This is a genomic window from Streptomyces sp. NPDC091271 (genome assembly GCF_044757505.1).
Lineage (GTDB): Bacteria > Actinomycetota > Actinomycetes > Streptomycetales > Streptomycetaceae > Streptomyces.
The window spans coordinates 123,509-141,451 of record NZ_JBIVVD010000007.1; the positions used below are offsets into that span (position 1 = coordinate 123,509).

Below are 17,943 nucleotides of genomic sequence, written 5' to 3' on the forward strand. Positions count from 1 at the left end.
GGCTGGACGAGACGTTGCGTCTCGTTTACGGTGAGGGCATGACATCGACCCCGCGTGCCCACATCGCCATGTTCTCCATCGCCGCCCACGGGCACGTGAACCCGAGCCTCGAAGTGATCCGGGAGCTCGTCGCCCGTGGGTACCGCGTCAGTTACGCCATCCCGGCCTCCTTCGCCGAGAAGGTCGCCGCGACCGGAGCCGAGCCGGTGATCTACACCTCGGTGCTGCCCACCGAGGACAACCCGGAGGACTGGGGGACCGAACTGATCGACAACCTCGAACCGTTCCTCGCGGACGCGATCCAGGCCCTCCCGCAGCTCGCCGACGCCTTCCAGGGCGACGAACCGGACCTCGTCCTGCACGACATCACCTCCTACCCGGCCCGCGTCCTCGCCCACCGCTGGGGAGTGCCCGCCGTCCAGCTCTGGCCCAACCTGGTCCCCTGGGAGGGGTACGAGAAGGAGGTCGGGGACCCCGCGACCGCCGAGTTGAAGCAGACCGACCGGGGCCGGGCGTACTACGCGCGCTTCGCGGCGTGGCTCGCGGAGAACGGCCTGGGTGACCTCTCGTCCGACGACTTCGTGGCCCGGCCGCGCCGCGGCCTGGTGCTCATCCCCGAGGCGCTCCAGCCGAACGCCGACCGGGTGGACCACGCCAGGTTCACCTTCGTCGGTGCCTGCCAGGGGGAGCGCGCCGACCAGGGGGAGTGGAAGCGGCCCGCCGGGGCCGGGAAGGTCCTGCTGGTCTCCCTCGGCTCGTCGTTCACCAACGAGCCCGCGTTCTACCGCGAGTGCGTGAAGGCCTTCGGTGACCTGCCGGACTGGCACGTGGTGCTGCAGATCGGCCTCCACGTCGACCCTGCGGAGCTCGGGGACGTACCGGACAGCGTCGAGGTGCACTCCTGGGTCCCGCAGCTGTCCGTGCTGAAGCAGGCGGACGCCTTCATCACCCACGCGGGCGCGGGCGGCAGCCAGGAAGGGCTCGCCACCGGTACCCCCATGGTGGCGGTCCCGCAGGCCGTCGACCAGTTCGGCAACGCGGACATGCTCCAGGCCATCGGCGTCGCCCGGCACCTGCCGAAGGAGGAGGCCGACGCCGCGTCCCTGCGCGACGCGGTGCTCGCCCTGGTGGACGATCCGGACGTGGCCGCGCGGCTGGTGCGGATCCGGGAGCAGATGGCGGGGGAGGGCGGGGCGAAGCGGGCAGCCGACATCATCGAGGCCGAACTCCCCGCCCGCCAGCGCTGACCGGCCTCGACGGGGCCGCAGGAGCCGCTACCCGCGCCGTGCCCCGTCCTTCCCCGTGCCGGCCGACGGACGCACCGTCAGGGAGGTGAAGCGCGGCCAGCCCCCGTCGGGGTCACCGTTACGCACGCTGACGGCGATCCCTCCGGTCGCGTCGCCGCCGGCCGCGCGCGCGGCCTGTCTGATCTGCGTCCTCCCGTCGACGGCGACCAGGGTCCGGCCGCCCTCCACGGTGATCCTGACCCGGTGCGCCGAGGCGTCGGTCAGGGTGCGGCGGCCGATCTCGTGCCACCGGCCGCCCCTGTGTTCGCGCAGCCGGACGTAACTGAAGCTGAGCGACACCTCGAGCGGGTCGAGGCTGCCGTCGCGCACGATCACGCCGACGCTGTTCTCCGACTCCCGCAGCCCTGCCACCCGGAAGTCGACTCCGTAACCGGTCCAGTCGGCCGAGCCCGTCGGCCGGTAGGCGGCAGAGGTGTACCCCGTGCGGCCGGGGTAGGGGCCCGCGCCGGTGAACGCCCCGAGACCGGGGGCGCGCCAACGGCCGTCACGCCGCCACGACCCTGGCTGGGTGAGCGGGGCCGGGCAGTCGGCCGGGGACACCGCCGTCCAGCGCCGGACCTCGGCCAGCAGCTCCAGGACGCCGGTTGTGGCGGTGACCTCCACCCGCTGCACCTCACCGGCGGCCGCCGCCCGGCGCCCGGCCGGCAGCGGACGGCCGGAGTAGTTGGTCAGGGCGGCCACGAACCGCTCGGCGAGCGCCGTACGCAGCATCCGGTCGGTGGCCAGAGCAGACGCGTGCCCGTTCGTCTCGGAGAAGGGGTAGGCGAAGAGCCGGGGCCTGGGCAGCCCCCGGCGGGTGATGTCGCCGATCGACCGGTCCAGGTCGGCCTCGATCCGCCGCCGGTACTCCTCCGCCGTCTCCCGCCGCTCCTCGCCGGGCAGCCACAGCCGGGAGGCGAGCGCGGAGGACGTACGGCCCGCCGCGTCCACGGCCTCGCGCCGGTGCAGGTCGTGCGTGTGGTTCTCGAAGTCCCAGCGCCCCGACCGGGCCATACGGCCGATCTCCTCCCAGGAGAGGTAGTACGGGCGATGGCTCCCCACCGCACGGGTGATGAGGAAGGCGGCCGCCCGCATGCGGTGTCCGGCGAGGATGCGGTCGGCGTGCACCCACAGCCCGTGGGCGCCGTCGTCGAAGGTCAGGAACACCGAGCGCGGCGCCGGCGCCGGACCTCCGCGCAGATACGCGGTGAACTCCTCGCTGCTCAGCGTGCGGTAGCCCGCCGCCGAGAGGGCGTCGAGCTGGGCGTCGAACGCCTCGGGGGTCACCGTGTAGCGGCTGCGGCTGTCACGGCCGATGTCGTGGTACGCCAGCACGACGGGGGCGGTGCCTTCCGTCCGCCGCCCGGAGGCCGGCCCGCCCGCGACCGCGGCGGCCCCGCGACCGGGCCCGGGAGGGGCCTCCTGCGCCGCCACGGCCCGGTCGGACTCGTCGTAGCGCCAGGCGCCGTAGAAGGGCACGCAGACCATCGCCACGGCGAGCAGCCCGAGCAGCGCCCGCCTGGGTGCGGAGTGGGTCACGGCAGGGCCCCCCGGGAGAGCACGAGAAGGTAGACGGTGATGACGGCCGCCGCGCTGAGCAGTGCGGCCAGCGCCCTGGTGAACAGACGGGCCAGATCTCTCATGCCGCCCCCCTGGACCAGACGCCGCGCCGGACGGTGAGCAGGGAGTACGGCAGCAGCCAGGCGAGCAGCACCGAGGAGAACAGGCTCATGAGGGGCCGGTAGCGCCAGCGGGTGTCCCCGGGGTGGTCGAGCCTGTACGCGAGCCCCCAGACACAGCCCTTGAGGATCACTCCGCAGAAGTAGAGCAGGGTCAGGAAGAGCGCTCCGTGCACCGGCGCCCAGACCAGATGCCGGAACGCCATCACCGGTGCGGCGAGGACCCACAGCACGTGCCCGTAGTAGAGGGCGGCGGGGCCGGGCCCGCGGCGCCACATGAAGGAGCCGGTGAAGAAGAGGTTGCGGATGAAGCTCTTCTTCCAGCGGACCTGCTGCCGCAGGAGGGGCCCCAGCCGGGCCGGCACATCGGTCCACACCCTCGCGGAGCGTACGTACCCGACGCGCCAGCGGCGTTCGGCGAAGTCCTCCTCGACGAAGGGGGACGCGGCGTAGCGGCGCTTGAGCGCCGCACCCCTCCAGGCCTGTCCGAGGACGTATCCCGTCAGCTGGCGGTCCGTGGCGAAGCGGAACGGCGCGCCCATGAACCGGTCGTCGGCCCACGCCGGCAGGTAGTTGTAGACGGCGTCCCGGCGGAAGACGGCCAGCGGTCCCGAGACGCAGGACACCGAGCCGAAGGACGCCTCCGCCGCCTTCGCCACCCTGAACTGGCCCTCGTACCAGACGTCCTGCGCCCGTGCCAGGAATCCGGCGTCCGTGTTGAGGGCACGGCAGTGGCCGCTCACGGCGCCCAGTTCGGGGTGGGTGACCAGGGCGCGCACACAGCGGCGCAGGGCGTCGGGGGCGAGGACGCAGTCGGAGTCGGTGAAGGCGATGATCTCGGTGTCGGCGAGCTCGCAGGCGCGGACCAGCGCGTGCTTCTTGCCGACGTTGGAGTCCAGGTGGATGACGGTGATGCCGAGCTCGTCCCGGAGCCGGCGCAGCACGTCGCCCGTCCCGTCCTGGGAGTGGTCGTCCACCACGATGATCCGTACCCCGGGGCAGTCGGAGGCGGCCATGGAGCGTACGCACGCCTCGATGCCGTCCACCTCGTCCTTGACGGCCAGCAGGAACGCGACCCGGGGGTCGGCGGGGAGCGGCGGGAAGGCCTCGTCGGGGCCCGGCCGCACCCGTAGTTCGCCCTCGGCCGGGTCCTCGTACCGGCTGTAGGCGATGTAGAGCAGGGTGATCGTGCCGGCCAGCACGACGAGCCCGTAGCAGACCGGCAAGGTCAGCCGGGGCAGCCGTACGGCGTGATGGGCCAGGACGACCAGGAGCGGCATCAGGCAGAGCAGGACGAGCAGCCGGCGCACCCCGTGCCGGAGCGCGGGGTCGGTGGGGGTGACCCGGTGCTTGAGCGCGCGCATCCCACGGGGGCCCGGCACGGTGTCGTGCGCGGTGTCCGGCGCAGAGGCGCGGGGACCGGCCTGTGGCCGGTGGAGGGCGTTCACCGGTACGTCCCTTCCGCCGGGCGGTGCGGGGGGCGGCGGCCGGTGTGGTCCCGCGCCGTGAAGCCGAGGAACGCCATCTCGGTGTTGTCGCCGCGCAGCCCGACCCCTCCCGCCTCCGTCAGCCGGCCCGGTTCCCGGTCCTCCGCGTCGAGGACCGTTCGCCCGTTCAGGGACAGCGCGATACGGACCCGGTCGTCGCTCCTGGTGGTCACCGTGGCCGAGATCTGATGCCACCGGCCGTAGTCGAGGGCGTGATCCGCCGTCGCGAGAGTGGTGTAGACGCCGTCCTCGTCCACGGGCCGGCCCGGCGCCGGGTGTTTGCGCTTGAGAACGACCATGCCGTCGCGGCGGCGGAAGCTCAGGGCGTACAGCTCCTGCGCGCTGTGGTGGCGGAGCCAGAGATGTCCGCCGTCCCAGTCGCGCGCGGGGGTACGTCCGGTGGCGCCCGGGGGCTTCAGGAACACCCATGACCGCACGGTGGTGTCGCCGAAGTCCTGACGGCGGCTCACGAGCCGGAAGACGGCCGACCCCGTGTGCAGGCCCGAGTCGGGGCCGGGCGCCTCGCCGTCGGGTACGCCGGTCCATCCGAAGGCCCAGTGCGCGAACAGGGAACCGCTGGTGACGGTCCAGTCGGGCGAGAGACGGGCGTCCTCGGAGTCCGGATGGCTGTGGGCGTACTCGTTGGTGACCAGCCCCTCCGCCGGGAAGTCCGGGCGGAAAGGGTCCCCGGGACCACCGGCGGGCGCCGCCGGGTCCGCTTCCCCCGGGCTCGGGCCGGCGGCCGCCTGTCCGCCCGCGGCCTTGCCGTCCCCGAACCTGACGGCGGTGTCCGGATCCGGCCCGTCCGAGGTGAGGACACCGGCGAGCCCGGCGGCCGGGGTCGCGACGGCGGCGGTGAGCAGCGTGCGCCGGCTCGGGGCCGGGGAGGCTCTCATACGGCGGCGCCGGTGGCGGCGGCCGTGGTCAGGCGATGCGTGACGTCCAGGACGCCGGGGCCGTCGTCCAGCCAGCCCAGGTCCGTGCCGGGATGCACGGTGTGGACGACGACGAGGTCCCAGTCCAGCGCTCCGGGGGCCTCGACACTGCGCCGTACGACGCCGTGCCGGTCCAGGCACGGCACCAGCGGGTCCGTGTACTCGACGGTGGCGCCCCAGGCCGTGAGCCGGTCCATGATCTCCAGGGCCGGGCTCTCGCGCAGATCCGCCACACCGGGCTTGTAGGCCACCCCCAGGATCAGCACCCGGGAGCCGGCGGTCCCCAGCCCTCCGGCCGCGAGGGCGTCCCGCGCCTTCCCCGCGACCCGGGCGGGCCGCTCGGCGATCGCCGTCATGGCGGTGTCCACCAGAGGGGACGTCCTCTTCCTCGCCCGCAACTGCCACAGCAGGTAGTGCGGGTCGCAGGGGATGCAGTGCCCGCCGACGCCCGCGCCCGGATAGAAGGGCATGAAGCCGTACGGCTTGGTGGCCGCGGCCTCGATGACCTGTCGCGGGTCCAGCGCGAACTCCAGGCAGCTCTCCGTCAGTTCGTTCGCCAGTGCGATGTTGACCGCCCGGAAGGTGTTCTCCCACAGCTTGCTCATCTCCGCTGCCTCCGGGCTGTCCACCCGGTGGACGAAGGGTGCGGTTCCGGCCAGCAAGGAGGCGGCGAGCTCGGTGGACCGGGGAGTGACACCGCCGATCACGCGCGGTGTCCGGTCGGGGGAGTGGGCCGGGTTCCCGGGGTCGATCCGCTCGGGCGCGAACGCCACGAAGACATCGGTGCCGGGCCGCAACCCCCGTGCCGCGAGCGGCTCGACGAGGAGGTCACGCGTGGTGCCGACATAGCTGGTCGAGGTGAGGACCAGCAGCTGTCCCGCAACCGCGTGGGCCACCGCGGACGCGCAGGCGGCGGTCAGCGCGCGCAGATCGGGCACGAGCTCCCCGTCGACCGGGGTCGGCACGCAGATGATCACCGCGTCCGTGCCCATGACCGCAGTGGGGTCGGACGTCAGCCGGAAGTCCGCGTCCTGGAGCACCGCGGTCAGCCGGACGTGCTGCGAGGGCAGCAGGTCGACCAGCCCGGACCGGATGTCCCGCAGCCGGGGCTCGCTGGTGTCCACGCCGACCACCGTGTGGCCGGCCGCGTGCAGCGAGAGCGCGGTGGGCAGTCCGACGTAACCGAGACCGACGACCGCGACCGTCGGGCGGCGGCCGTGCTGGACCTGGGACGGCAGGCTCGCGGCGGTCACGGGCTCCGGAGGTACGGCGGCGGCGCGCGCCGGGCTGCCCGACGCCTCGTCACTCTGATTCGTCGTGCAAGCGGTTTGTCGCGCGTTCTCGCGTGAGGGACGGGGTGGGTTGCTGGGGGTGTGCACAACCGAAACATGACATTCCGTTCCCGCGTTCATTAGCAATGAAGTGGGGTTATGCGTGCTCGATCAAGCGAAATTCACCCGACCGGAACCCGTGTACGTCCTCATGTTCGTTCGGAGGTCCGGCAGTTTGCCCGACATGGAGTGGAGTGCGCAGGTTTTCTGTGACGAAAGGTTGCCGAGTACGTGACGGCTACATGAAGGTCTTGATCTGGGCGCGTCAATCGAGCAGTGTTTCGAGGCAGCCCCCGGAGATCTTCCGGCCGAGGGCCAATCCCCCCACAAAAGAATGACGAGGAGACCCCTCTTCATGGCAATTCACAAGCGCGTGCGTTCGGTCAAGCTCACCGCCGCGATAACCGCCGTGGCAGCGGCCGCCGGTGTCACCCTGCTCACCACCCCGTTCGCCGGAGCCGCCACGGCGCCTGCGACGGGCACCGTCTACGGCGCGGACGCGGCGACAGCCGTCTCCGGCAGCTACATCGTGATGCTGGACCAGAAGGCAGACAAGGCCGGCCTGGCCGAGGAGTACGGCGGCACGCTCCGGCGGAACTACAAGTCTTCCATCAACGGCTTCTCGGCCAGCGGGCTTTCGGACACCGAGGCCAAGCGGCTCGCCGCCGACCCGGCCGTCTCCAAGGTCGTCCAGAACAAGAAGTTCCACATCGACGCCACCCAGGACAACCCGCCGTCCTGGGGTCTGGACCGGATCGACCAGGCCGAGACCGCCGGTGACGGCGCGTACACCTACCCGGACGCCGCGGGCGGGGACGTCACCGCGTACGTCATCGACACCGGTGTCCGTGTCACCCACAAGGACTTCGAGGGCCGCGCCACTTCGGGCTTCGACGCCATTGACAACGACGACGACGCCGACGACGGCAACGGACACGGCACCCACGTGGCCGGAACCATCGCGGGCGCGTCCCACGGTGTGGCCAAGAAGGCGAAGATCGTGGCCGTCCGCGTCCTGGACGACGCGGGTTCGGGCACCACCGAGCAGGTCGTCGCGGGCATCGACTGGGTCACCGCGAACCACGAGGGCCCGTCCGTCGCCAACATGAGCCTCGGCGGATCCGCGGACCCGGCCCTCGACGCCGCCGTACAGAAGGCCATCGCCTCCGGCGTCACCTTCGCGGTCGCCGCGGGCAACGAGTCGAGCGACGCGGGCGAGGGCTCCCCCTCCCGCGTCCCCGAGGCCATCACCGTCGCCTCGTCCACGGTGGACGACGAGCAGTCGTCGTTCTCCAACTTCGGCTCGGTCGTGGACATCTACGCCCCCGGTTCGGACATCACGTCGGACTGGAACGACAGCGACGACGGCACGAACACCATCTCGGGCACGTCCATGGCGACCCCGCACGTCGTCGGCGCCGCCGCCGTCTACCTCGGTGGACACCCGGACGCCACGCCCGAGGAGGTCGCCACGGCGCTGACCGACGGAGCCACCCCGGACGCCATCTCCAACGCGACCGAGGGCACGGCGAACAAGCTCCTGAAGATCGTGGAATAGGCCGAGCCGGCCGGGTAGAACATGCAGGAGGCCGCCGCGCCCTCCCCCACGGGGCGCGGCGGCCGTCGCCGGTGGAAAAGATCTAGGGTGGGGGCATGAGCACGATGTACGCGGCGCTGCTGCGCGGGGTCAACGTCAGCGGCCACCGGCGGGTTCCCATGGCGGAACTCCGTACGCTGCTCGGGGAGCTGGGCCACGAGGACGTCGCCACCCATCTGCAGAGCGGCAACGCCGTGTTCCGCAGCGCGTCGGGCGACGAGGGCGCACTGGCCGCCGAGCTGGAGCGGGGGATCGAGGAACGGTTCGGCTTTCCGGTCGACTGTCTCGTCCGCTCTGGTGCCTATCTCGCCGGCGTGGCCGACGCCTGTCCCTTTCCGGCCGCCGAGCTCGAGGCGAAGCAGCTGCACGTCACCTACTTCGACCAGGCCGTGGACGCCGCACGGTTCGCCTCGCTCGACGCCGACGCCTTCCGCCCCGAAGAGTTCCGGCTGGGGGACCGCGCCCTCTATCTGTACGCACCCGACGGGCTCGGGCGCTCCAAGCTCGCCGTGGCGCTCGGGCGGCCCGCCTTCACCCGTGGCCTTGTCGCCACGAGCCGTAACTGGAACACCGTGGTCAAGCTTGTGGAGATGACGCGTGACTGAGCCCTCGCCCGCCGTGGCCGCAGCCATCGAGGGCGAGCTCCGCCTCCTCGACCCCGTGGTGCGGGTTTCCGCCGATGTGCTGGCCACACTGCTGCACCCGGACTTCCGGGAGATCGGTACCAGCGGCCGCCTCTGGCAGCGGGACACGATCATCGCCATGCTCACGCAACCGGAAGCGGACCCGGATGCTCCGCCCCCCGTCCCGCTCACCGCGTCACGGATGCGGGGCGACCAGCTCGCACCGGACCTGGTGCACCTCACCTTCGACACGGAGTCCCAGGGCCTGCGGTCGCACCGCAGTTCCCTGTGGCGTCTGACGGGGGACGGCTGGCTGCTCTACTTCCACCAGGCGACGCCCTTCATCGACGATCCGTTCGCCGAGGTCTGAGCCGGCGCCTCCCGCCCGTTCCCTCCCACCCCCGCAGCACACGCCGGGGCGGCCCCGCAAGAGTGCCGCGCCGGTCTGATCTGTGTCCGGCGCCCGGCCGGTTTTCGCCGGATGGGCTGATTCCGGCCACCTCGAGCCACCGGGCAAAACGCCGGTTAGCCACCCGAACGGGCCACGCCCCGGCGGGCCCGGCCCGGGCCGCGGGAACCCGCGCCGCCGCGCTGTCCGGGCAGGGGCGGTGTGTGTGAACGCGATGCGCGTAGACAGCGGCCGACGTCCGCTCCCCGTTACGGGCTTTGCTGCAATTCGCTGCCCTCCTCCGTTCGGTGAGCGGACGCCGTTGTTCGGAGGTCATCCGCACGCATATCGGAGTTCAGGGTCCGTTCTCCGTCCCGGTCCGGAAGACGTCCTTGTCACCGGTTCAAGCGGAGTCAAGGATTCGAGGCGTGCGGTTGGCAGGTCCACGACTAGAACCCACTGGTCGCGGACAGCCGCATACTCCGGCCCGCCCACCCAGCGAACCGGACACCCCCCAATGACGGAGGATCCTGTGACCTTCAAGCGCTTCGCACCCCTCTCCTCGATCTCCAGACGCGCCCGTCTCATCGCCGCGACCTCAGGTCTGGTCACCGCCGTGGCGCTCGCGGCACCCACCGCGGTCGCTCAGGCGGCACCGGACACCACCGTGACGAAGGCCGAGCTGGCCGACGCGAGTTCCGCCGTACGCGGTGCCGACATCGCGGGCACCGCCTGGTACACCGAGGCGAGCACCGGCAAGGTCGTCGTGACCGTCGACAGCACGGTCACCGCCGCCGAGATCGCCACGATCAAGAAGTCGGTCACCGACTCGGGCGCGAAGGCCGACGTCAACCGCACCGAGGGCACGTTCAACAAGCTCATCGCGGGCGGCCAGGCCATCTACGCCGGCGGCGGACGCTGCTCCCTCGGCTTCAACGTCCGCAGCGGCAGCACCTACTACGCGCTGACCGCCGGGCACTGCACCGAGATAGGCAGCACCTGGTACACCAACTCCGGGCAGACCACCACCCTCGGCACGAGGGCCGGCTCCAGCTTCCCGACCAACGACTACGGTCTGATCCGCCACTCCAGCTCCGCCGCGGCGGACGGCCGGGTCTACCTCTACAACGGCAGCTACCAGGACATCACCTCCGCCGCGACCCCGCGCGTCGGCCAGGCCGTCAAGCGCAGCGGCTCCACCACCGGTGTCCACAGCGGCACGGTGACGGGCCTCAACGCGACGGTGAACTACGGCAGCGGTGACATCGTCTACGGCATGATCCAGACCAACGTCTGCGCCGAGCCCGGCGACAGCGGCGGCTCGCTCTTCTCCGGCACCACGGCCCTCGGCCTCACCTCCGGCGGCAGCGGCAACTGCTCCTCCGGCGGCACCACGTTCTTCCAGCCGGTCACCGAGGCGCTGAGCGCCTACGGCGTCAGCGTCTTCTAGACCTCACGCACCGCACCACCTGCCGACGGGCCGCGCTCACCGAGCGCGGCCCGTTGTCGTGGCCGCTTCCCGTGCGGGCGGGCGCTGTGCCAGGCTCGCGGGCATGCGTTACATCATCGTGGGAACCGGCGCCGTCGGCGGCGCCATAGGCGGACGGCTGGCGGAGGCGGGCCACGAGGTGGTGCTGGTCGCCCGCGGAGCGCAGTACGGGGCCCTGCGCGAGGGCGGGTTGCGCCTCACCACACCCGAGGGCACCCGCACCCACCGCCTCCCCGTCGCCGACGGCCCGGAGGCAGTGGACCTCGGCCCTGACGACGTCCTCGTCCTCGCCGTCAAGACCCAGGACAGCGTCGCCGCCCTCGACGCCTGGAGCGCACGGCCCGTGGCGGGCGGCGGAACCGCGGGGGAACGGCTCCCCCTGATCTGCGCGCAGAACGGCGTCGAGAGCGAACGCCTGGCCCTGCGCCGGTTCCACCACGTCTACGGCTGCTGCGTCTACCTCCCCGCGAGCTTCGTGGAGCCGGGCAGGGTCCTCGCCGCCGGAGCCCCGCTCACCGGCATCCTGCACCTGGGGCGTTATCCGTCCGGCGCCGACGACACGGTGCGCGCCGTGGCCGCGGACTGGGAGAAGGCGAAGCTGGGGGCCCCCGTCGTCCCCGACGTCATGCGCTGGAAGTACGCCAAGCTGCTCTCCAACCTCGCCAACGCGATCGAGGCGGTCACCGGTGTGATCGACGGGCCTGAGGGATTCGCCCTCTTCGACCGGGCCCGGGCGGAAGGGCGGGCGGTGCTCGCGGCGGCCGGCATCGAGGCGACCGGAAGCGCGGAGCAGGAGGAGGCCCGCGGGGGCAGGATCCGCTTCGACCCGTCCGACGGGTCCGAGCGCGGCGGCGGCTCGTCCTGGCAGAGCCTCAGCCGAGGCACGGGCACCATCGAGGCCGACTACCTCAACGGCGAGATCGTCCTGCTCGGCCGGCTGCACGGCATCCCGACACCGGTCAACGAGGTGCTGCGGCACACCGCGAACGCCTTCGCCCGTGAGCGGCGCGCCGCCGGCTCGATGACGGTCGCCGAACTCACCGCCCTGGCGGACGCGGCGTCCTGAGCACCCCGAGGGCGCTGTCGCATTTCTTCAAGACCCGGCCGCCGGGCGGAACGCACGATGGGCGCATGCAGAACGCGTACACACACATGGCCGAATGCGCCACGGAGTCCGCCCGGGTCGCCCGCGGCATCGATGCCACGCTGCCGCTCTCCTCCACGACCCCCTGCCACGGCTGGGACCTGCGGGAACTGATCAACCACTGGGTTCTTCACAGCGCGTACGGCCTGGAGCACCGGGCCCTGCGCACCCCCATCCCCGACGAGCTGACGGCCCGGGATTTCACGGCCGACCCCGGCTGGCCCGAGCGGTACGCGGCCCAGCTGGAACGCGCGGTCGCCGCCTGGTCGGACCCTGCGGCCCGGGAGGGCACCGTCGACACCGGGCACGGCTCCACCCCCGCCGGGGAGATGGCCGCGATGCTCCTCATGGAGATGGTGCTGCACGGCTGGGACGTGGCCCGGGCCACGGGACAGGAGTTCCGGCTCTCCGGACCGGCGGCGGCCTGCCTCCTCGAAACGGTCGAGGGGACGGCCGCGCTCTACCGGAAGTACGAGGGATTCGCCGCCGAGGCCACCCCGCCGGGCGCCGCGTCCGACTTCGAGCGCGGGCTGGCTCTCAGCGGCCGCGATCCGCGCGGGGCCGCCGTGGTCTGATGCGTCACGTGGCACCGGTGGCCCAGCCGAAGGCCGTCCGAATGGCCCAGAGCCGTGGGCCACGGTCTCTCGTCGCCGAATCCCTCGCCGAACTGGGCCTGCCCCCCGCCCTGGCGGAGGCCGCGCACACCGACACGTACGACGAGGCCGTCCGCCGTGGCCACGACCGGGGAAGGACCCCGCTGCCGGTTCCTACGTCGGCACTCCCACGATCCGCGTCGACGGCACCGTCTGGCTCGGCCCGGTGCTCAACTCCGTCCCACGCGGCGAGGTGGCGGTACGGCTGTTCGACAGCTGGCACCCGGCCCTCATGACGGAGGTTCCACCGACACGGTGGGCTCCAGCCGGACCACGATGCCCTTGGCGGTCGGCTGGTTGCTGGTCACGGCCACGCTGTCCAGTGGCAGCAGGACATTGGTCTCGGGGTAGTAGGCGGCGGCGCATCCGGCCGACGTCGGGTAGGGCACCACCTTGAAGTCCTCCGCGCGGCGCAGGACATCGTCGGCCCACACGCTCACCAGGTCGACGCGCTGACCTTCCACCAGGCCCAGCCGGTCCATGTCGTCCGGGTTCACCATCACCACCCGGCGGCTTCCGTGGATGCCCCGGTAGCGGTCGTTCTCGGTGTAGGGGATGGTGTTCCACTGGTCGTGGGAGCGCAAGGTCTGCAACAGCAGGTGGCCCTCAGGAGCGTACGACATCTCCCAGGCGTTGCAACTGAACAGGGCCTTGCCAGCAGGGGTGGGGTAGATCCCTTCGTTGACGGGATTGGGCAGCCTGATTCCGCCGGGACGGATCACGCGGCGGTTGAAGTGGTGCAGCCCCGGCACCACGTTGGAGATGCGGTCACGGATGGCCCCGTAGTCGGCCTCGAACTGCACCCACGGAATCCCGCCCTTGCCGTCGAGAGTCCGGACGGCGAGCCGGGCCAGGATGGCGACCTCGCTGAGCAGGAGCTTGGAGGCCGGCTTCAGACGCCCGTGGGAGGTGTGCACCTCGCTCATGGAGTTCTCCACGGTGACGAACTGCTCACCGGTCGCCTGGGTGTCCAGTTCGGTACGGCCGAGGGTGGGCAGAATGAGGGCGGTCCGGCCGCACACGGTGTGGGACCTGTTGAGCTTCGTGGAGATGTGGGCGGTGAAGCCGCATCGCCGCATGGCGTCCTCGGTGAAGGTGCTGTCCGGAGCGGCTCGGACGAAGTTGCCGGCGACGCCGAGGAAGACCTTCACACGGCCTTCGTGCATGGCCCTGATCGAGTTCACCGAGTCGAGCCCGTGGGCGCGAGGTGGTTCGAAGCCGAACTCCTGCTCCAGCGCGTCCAGGAACGAGTCGGGCATCTGCTCCCAGATTCCCATCGTCCGGTCACCCTGCACGTTGCTGTGCCCCCGGACCGGGCAGGTACCGGCTCCGGCCTTGCCCAGGTTGCCGCGCAGAAGCAGGAAGTTCACGATCTCCCTGACGGTGGGGACACCGTGCTTCTGCTGCGTGACCCCCATGGCCCAGCACACGATGACGCGCTTGCTGCGCAGGACCTCGTCGCGGACCACCTCGATCTCCTCGCGAGTGAGATCCGTGGCGGTGAGGATGTCTGCCCAGGCGACGGTCCGGGCGTGCCGGGCGAACTCCTCGAATCCGCTGGTGTTCGAGCGGATGAACTCGTGGTCGAGCACGGTGCCCGGCCGCTCGTCCTCCGCTTCGAGCAAAAGCCGGTTCAGGCCCTGGAACAGCGCGAGGTCGCCGCCGCTGCGGATGTGAAGGAAACGATCGGCGATCTGGACGCCGTCGCCGATGACGCCACGGGCCTTCTGAGGGTTCTTGAACCGCAGCAGTCCGGCCTCCGGCAGGGTGTTCACCGCGATGACGCGGGCCCCGTTTCCCTTGGCCTCCTCCAGTGCGGAGAGCTGCCGCGGGTGGTTGGTGCCGGGATTCTGCCCCACCACGAAGATCAGATCGGCATGGTGGATGTCCTCGAGGCTCACCGAGCCCTTGCCCGTGCCCAGGGTCTCGTGCAGAGCGAAGCCACTGGACTCATGGCACATGTTGCTGCAGTCGGGAAGGTTGTTGGTGCCGAAGACCCTGGCGAAGAGCTGGAGGAGGAACGCGGCCTCGTTGCTCACCCGGCCCGACGTGTAGAAGACCGCTTCATCCGGCGAGTCCAGCGCCTTCAGTTCCTCGGCGAGCAGCCCCAGGGCGTCGTGCCAGCTGATCGGCTCGTAGTGGTCCGAACCGTCCCGCTTGACCATCGGCTCGGTGAGCCGGCCCTGCTGGTTGAGCCACAGATCGGACCGCTTCCCCAGTTCGGACACCGAGTGCCTGCGGAAGAAGTCGGCGGTGATGCGGCGCGTCGTGGCCTCGTCGTTGATGTGCTTGGCGCCGTTCTCGCAGTACTCGTTGAGGTGCCGGTGGCCCGGGGAGGGATCCGCCCAGGCACAACCGGGACAGTCGATGCCACCCACCTGGTTCATGGTCAGCAGCGTCGTCCCCGTCCGCCGGACCGATGTCTCCTCCAGGGAGTACTCCAGGGCGTGCGTCACCGCGGGCACTCCGGCCGCCCACTTCTTGGGCGGAGTCACTCTGAGTTCGTCATCCGGTTCGTGGCTCGGGGGCTTCTTCATCAGGCGTCTCTCGCTCTCTTGCGCTGAAGGGAGGCGGGTCAGCCGACAGGCCAGTGGGCAACCCGGCTTCTGGGCGGTTCCGGCTCCATCGGCTGGACATGGCCGTTTCGGATGGAGCCTCGCCAGGCGCCGCCCTCCTGGCCCAGACCCTCGATGAACTCCTTGAAATGCGCGAGTTCGGATCGGAGCACGCGATGGATGAACCTGGAGACGAGATCTGCGATTCCGTGCTGCTTCACTCTTATGCGTACGGAGATTTCGGTACGGTCCGGCCCCGTCGTACGGAATGACACCTCCCCCCGATGGCTGGAGCGCCCCTCGAGGCTTCGCCACACCACATGCGAGTCGGGAAGCTGTTCCAAAGTCTCCGCCGCGAACTCGCGTCGCACCGGGCCGAAGCCGATCACCCAGTTGGTGAGATTCGGCCGGATCTGCTCGACCTTCTTCACCGCGGACATGAATCGCGGAAAGCTCTTGAACTGCGTCCACTGGTTGTAGGCAGTACGAATCGGCACCGCGACTTCAATTGTCTCTTCAATGAGATTCATGTCCCACCTGTCCTCAGCGCAGCCGCTCTCGGTGTCACCCGTTTCCATACACGAGGAAGCCACTTCCGTAGACAGTCAAACCTGCCCCATATCGCTCCGCAAGCGGCGGAGCGCGGTGCCGGGACCTGGCCGGGCACTCCCTGCCCGCGGTCAGCCCGTGACGATGCCGGTCACGAGGTTGATGGTGGTGGCCAGGATGCTGGCGCCGAAGACATAGGACAGCAGGCAGTGCCGGAGGGCGACCGCGCGAATCGTGGACGTGGAGACATCGGTGTCGGAGACCTGGTAGGTCATGCCGAGGTTGTAACTGAAGTAGAGGAAGTCGCTGTACCGCGGGCGGTCGTCGGTGTTGAAGTCGATCCCGCCCTCGGGAGCCCGGTAATAGATGTACGCGTAGCGGGTGGCGTACATCAGATGAAGTGCCGCCCAGGCTGTGAACACACCGCAGAGCGCCGTCGCGGCAGCGGCGTGGCTCAGGTCCGTGTCGCTGACGAGGAGCAGCACCACGATGCCGACCAGGCCGCACGAGGCGGATCCGACAACGGCGAGTTCCTCGGTGACGGGACGGAACTCCTCGCGCCGGGCGTTGCGGTGGGTGGCGGCGGCATCCATGGGCCACAGGACGATCCACCCCGCGATGACGAAGACCGTCTCCGCGCAGGCGATGCCTACGAGGATTCCGAGCGGCGTATTGGTCAGACCACCGGCGACCGCCCCGGCAACCGCTCCGAGGACCGACGCGCCGGTGAGCCGGGGAACGGCGGAAAGTACCAGCCTGCGGATCATGGGGACCTCGAAGTGGTGCCTGGGCCACCGATGGGCTCGACCACGCATCGATGCTGTCGCACCGTGACACGGGCAGCGCGGACGCGACAGTCTCAGAGTATCCGCGCACGGGTCGGGTGGCAGTCCGTGCGGTGCATATTGCATACCATGTCGTCGCGCCGGCCTCCCCGGTCACCGGGCGCCGGACACGGCCTAGGGGCTCTCGTTTGGATCAGCGGTCGTAGAAGCAGGCATCCCTCTGGCTGACGTGTAGAGGGCTCGCATCGCACGCTTCCGCGCCGATCGACGGTGCGGGAGAACGGAGGTTGGCTTGCGACGTAGGGCGGGGTTTGCCCTCCCTGGCCGCTGGGCTTCTGCCCAGTGCTAGGTTCCGAACGACCATCAAGGGGGCGCCATGAGTAGTGACATAACATCCAAGCGGGGTGTTTCAAGAAGGGGCGTCGCCCTGTTTGTCTTGAATGCCCTGGCGTGGGGCGGGGCTGCGACGCTTTTCGTTGACCTTTGGAATTTGGCAGGAACGGCTGAGAGGTGCGGAGGTCGTTTCGGGCAGCCATGCCCGGAGGGCTACGGATTCGGGCTTGTGGGGATCTGGGTGTCAGTGGCTGCCATGGTCCTTCTGCTCGTGTTTCTCTGGCGTGAGGGTGTCCGCGGTCCCATGCCTGCTGCGGCCATACCGGGTGTGATGGGTATCGTGCTGGGGTTGCGCTTCCTCTGGTCGGCAGTGGTGATCGCCGACGACGCCGCCTCGCGGGTGGTGATGTCGGTGGCCGGCCTGCTCGTCGGGGGCTTGCTGGGGATTCTGTACGGAAGTTGGCTGTTGCGGCGGTGGGGTACCGCGTTGCTCTTCCGGTGTATCCGGATCGGATGGACTGATGCAGTCCCTCCGTCCGGCCGGAAGACGCCCGCGATAGTACTTCCGTCCGGCAGTACCGAGCGGCGGCAGCGCAACGCGTTGCTTGTCGTCGACCTGTCGGCCGCAGTGGCCGGCTGCGCTGCCATAGGCGTACTTCCCTAGGACCAACGGTTCGACCAGAGGAAGATGCCCGCGACGTGGAGTCCGGCCAGGTAGATGGTCGCGGTCTTGTCGTAGCGGGTGGCGATACCCCGCCACTGTTTCAAGCGGTTGATGCAGCGTTCGACGGTGTTGCGCTGCTTGTATGCCTCGCGATCGAAGGCGGGTGGCAGGCAGGCCATGACATGAACGAAGGCAGGTGCGTCACCGGCCTGTCCGGCGGTGAGCACGAAGGCCGGTGGCCGGCATAGGGCATCGGAGGCCAGGTGGTTTTAGTGGTCAGTCCGTCCCAGTGGATTCACCTCCCGGAGAAGTACGGCAACTGGCGAGGCGTCTACAACCGGCAAGTAACGGCTCGATTCGCGCCCAATGCGCGTCAGTCAACGGCACACACGAACAACGACTGGCGGGGCTGGTCGGAACGGCGCCCCTGTCAGGCGGTCGGCCC

General features: G+C 70.4%; 15 protein-coding genes and 2 pseudogenes. 9 read left to right on the forward strand and 8 right to left on the reverse strand.

All coding sequences use genetic code 11. From position 1 onward, the window contains the following. The first annotated feature begins 38 nt into the window (after nucleotides 1–38). Nucleotides 39–1,247 (forward strand): macrolide-inactivating glycosyltransferase, encoded by a 1,209-nt coding sequence (gene mgt / locus ACIQM3_RS27600; protein ID WP_401628677.1) that lies wholly within the window; start codon nucleotides 39–41, stop codon nucleotides 1,245–1,247. Nucleotides 1,248–1,274: 27 nt separating this feature from the next. On the opposite strand, the gene ACIQM3_RS27605 is transcribed toward mgt, so the two are convergent. The 4 genes from ACIQM3_RS27605 to ACIQM3_RS27620 all read right to left on the reverse strand — a co-directional run bounded on the left by ACIQM3_RS27605 (nucleotide 1,275) and on the right by ACIQM3_RS27620 (nucleotide 6,640). Next, nucleotides 1,275–2,825 (reverse strand): polysaccharide deacetylase family protein, encoded by a 1,551-nt coding sequence (locus ACIQM3_RS27605; protein WP_401628680.1) that lies wholly within the window; start codon nucleotides 2,823–2,825, stop codon nucleotides 1,275–1,277. Between the two features lie 100 nt (nucleotides 2,826–2,925). Next, entirely contained in the window at nucleotides 2,926–4,413 is a 1,488-nt protein-coding gene (locus ACIQM3_RS27610) for a glycosyltransferase (RefSeq protein ID WP_401628684.1), read from the reverse strand. Then, entirely contained in the window at nucleotides 4,410–5,348 is a 939-nt protein-coding gene (locus tag ACIQM3_RS27615) for a hypothetical protein (RefSeq protein ID WP_401628687.1), read from the reverse strand. Before ACIQM3_RS27615 ends, ACIQM3_RS27610 begins: the two co-directional genes overlap by 4 nt. Then, nucleotides 5,345–6,640: a nucleotide sugar dehydrogenase gene (locus ACIQM3_RS27620; protein WP_401628689.1), complete on the reverse strand. Its 1,296-nt coding sequence runs from the start codon at nucleotides 6,638–6,640 to the stop codon at nucleotides 5,345–5,347. The genes ACIQM3_RS27615 and ACIQM3_RS27620 overlap by 4 nt, the downstream gene beginning before the upstream one ends. Nucleotides 6,641–7,073: 433 nt before the next feature. Between ACIQM3_RS27620 and ACIQM3_RS27625 the strand changes: the two genes are divergently transcribed. The 7 genes and pseudogenes from ACIQM3_RS27625 to ACIQM3_RS27655 all read left to right on the forward strand — a co-directional run. Further along, nucleotides 7,074–8,276 carry a S8 family peptidase gene (locus ACIQM3_RS27625; RefSeq protein WP_401628691.1) on the forward strand — a complete coding sequence of 401 codons (1,203 nt, stop codon included), beginning with the start codon at nucleotides 7,074–7,076 and terminating at the stop codon, nucleotides 8,274–8,276. Nucleotides 8,277–8,371: 95 nt separating this feature from the next. Next, nucleotides 8,372–8,920, forward strand: coding sequence for a DUF1697 domain-containing protein (locus ACIQM3_RS27630; protein ID WP_401628693.1), 549 nt, complete (start codon nucleotides 8,372–8,374; stop codon nucleotides 8,918–8,920). Further along, complete coding sequence (locus ACIQM3_RS27635) at nucleotides 8,913–9,308, forward strand: DUF4440 domain-containing protein (protein WP_401628696.1); 396 nt, start codon at nucleotides 8,913–8,915, stop codon at nucleotides 9,306–9,308. The genes ACIQM3_RS27630 and ACIQM3_RS27635 overlap by 8 nt, the downstream gene beginning before the upstream one ends. Nucleotides 9,309–9,858: 550 nt before the next feature. Beyond that, nucleotides 9,859–10,776: a S1 family peptidase gene (locus ACIQM3_RS27640; protein WP_401628700.1), complete on the forward strand. Its 918-nt coding sequence runs from the start codon at nucleotides 9,859–9,861 to the stop codon at nucleotides 10,774–10,776. Between the two features lie 103 nt (nucleotides 10,777–10,879). Further along, nucleotides 10,880–11,881: a ketopantoate reductase family protein gene (locus ACIQM3_RS27645; protein WP_401628702.1), complete on the forward strand. Its 1,002-nt coding sequence runs from the start codon at nucleotides 10,880–10,882 to the stop codon at nucleotides 11,879–11,881. Nucleotides 11,882–11,946: 65 nt separating this feature from the next. Then, a complete protein-coding gene (locus ACIQM3_RS27650) occupies nucleotides 11,947–12,534 on the forward strand; it encodes a TIGR03086 family metal-binding protein (protein WP_401628705.1) in 588 nt (195 codons plus the stop codon). 65 nt (nucleotides 12,535–12,599) lie between these two features. Further along, nucleotides 12,600–12,832: pseudogene (locus ACIQM3_RS27655) on the forward strand (disulfide bond formation protein DsbA); the annotation flags it as partial. Nucleotides 12,833–12,842: 10 nt separating this feature from the next. Here the strand turns inward: ACIQM3_RS27655 and ACIQM3_RS27660 are convergent. The 3 genes from ACIQM3_RS27660 to ACIQM3_RS27670 form a co-directional block, all read right to left on the reverse strand. Continuing rightward, complete coding sequence (locus tag ACIQM3_RS27660) at nucleotides 12,843–15,149, reverse strand: FdhF/YdeP family oxidoreductase (RefSeq protein ID WP_401628708.1); 2,307 nt, start codon at nucleotides 15,147–15,149, stop codon at nucleotides 12,843–12,845. 38 nt (nucleotides 15,150–15,187) lie between these two features. Then, on the reverse strand, nucleotides 15,188–15,697 hold the full coding sequence (locus tag ACIQM3_RS27665; protein ID WP_401628711.1) for an SRPBCC family protein: 510 nt from the start codon (nucleotides 15,695–15,697) through the stop codon (nucleotides 15,188–15,190). A gap of 150 nt (nucleotides 15,698–15,847) precedes the next feature. Then, complete coding sequence (locus ACIQM3_RS27670; protein ID WP_401628714.1) at nucleotides 15,848–16,483, reverse strand: DUF1345 domain-containing protein; 636 nt, start codon at nucleotides 16,481–16,483, stop codon at nucleotides 15,848–15,850. A 682-nt stretch (nucleotides 16,484–17,165) separates the two neighbouring features. Between ACIQM3_RS27670 and ACIQM3_RS27675 the strand changes: the two genes are divergently transcribed. After that, on the forward strand, nucleotides 17,166–17,498 hold the full coding sequence (locus tag ACIQM3_RS27675; protein ID WP_401628717.1) for a hypothetical protein: 333 nt from the start codon (nucleotides 17,166–17,168) through the stop codon (nucleotides 17,496–17,498). On the opposite strand, the pseudogene ACIQM3_RS27680 reads toward ACIQM3_RS27675, so the two are convergent. Next, nucleotides 17,495–17,665 (reverse strand): annotated as a pseudogene (locus tag ACIQM3_RS27680) (IS5/IS1182 family transposase); the annotation flags it as partial. The gene ACIQM3_RS27675 and the pseudogene ACIQM3_RS27680 sit on opposite strands and share 4 nt — an antisense overlap. Nucleotides 17,666–17,943: the final 278 nt, after the last annotated feature.

What these genes read in the sequence shown, in the direction of transcription:
- ACIQM3_RS27665 (WP_401628711.1), bottom strand. Translation starts at nt 15,697, where the DNA reads ATGAATCTCATTGAAGAGACAATTGAAGTCGCGGTGCCGATTCGTACT.
- ACIQM3_RS27630 (WP_401628693.1), top strand. Translation starts at nt 8,372, where the DNA reads ATGAGCACGATGTACGCGGCGCTGCTGCGCGGGGTCAACGTCAGCGGC.
- ACIQM3_RS27615 (WP_401628687.1), bottom strand. Translation starts at nt 5,348, where the DNA reads ATGAGAGCCTCCCCGGCCCCGAGCCGGCGCACGCTGCTCACCGCCGCC.
- mgt (WP_401628677.1), top strand. Translation starts at nt 39, where the DNA reads ATGACATCGACCCCGCGTGCCCACATCGCCATGTTCTCCATCGCCGCC.
- ACIQM3_RS27650 (WP_401628705.1), top strand. Translation starts at nt 11,947, where the DNA reads ATGCAGAACGCGTACACACACATGGCCGAATGCGCCACGGAGTCCGCC.
- ACIQM3_RS27645 (WP_401628702.1), top strand. Translation starts at nt 10,880, where the DNA reads ATGCGTTACATCATCGTGGGAACCGGCGCCGTCGGCGGCGCCATAGGC.
- ACIQM3_RS27670 (WP_401628714.1), bottom strand. Translation starts at nt 16,483, where the DNA reads ATGATCCGCAGGCTGGTACTTTCCGCCGTTCCCCGGCTCACCGGCGCG.
- ACIQM3_RS27625 (WP_401628691.1), top strand. Translation starts at nt 7,074, where the DNA reads ATGGCAATTCACAAGCGCGTGCGTTCGGTCAAGCTCACCGCCGCGATA.
- ACIQM3_RS27675 (WP_401628717.1), top strand. Translation starts at nt 17,166, where the DNA reads ATGGGTATCGTGCTGGGGTTGCGCTTCCTCTGGTCGGCAGTGGTGATC.
- ACIQM3_RS27660 (WP_401628708.1), bottom strand. Translation starts at nt 15,149, where the DNA reads ATGAAGAAGCCCCCGAGCCACGAACCGGATGACGAACTCAGAGTGACT.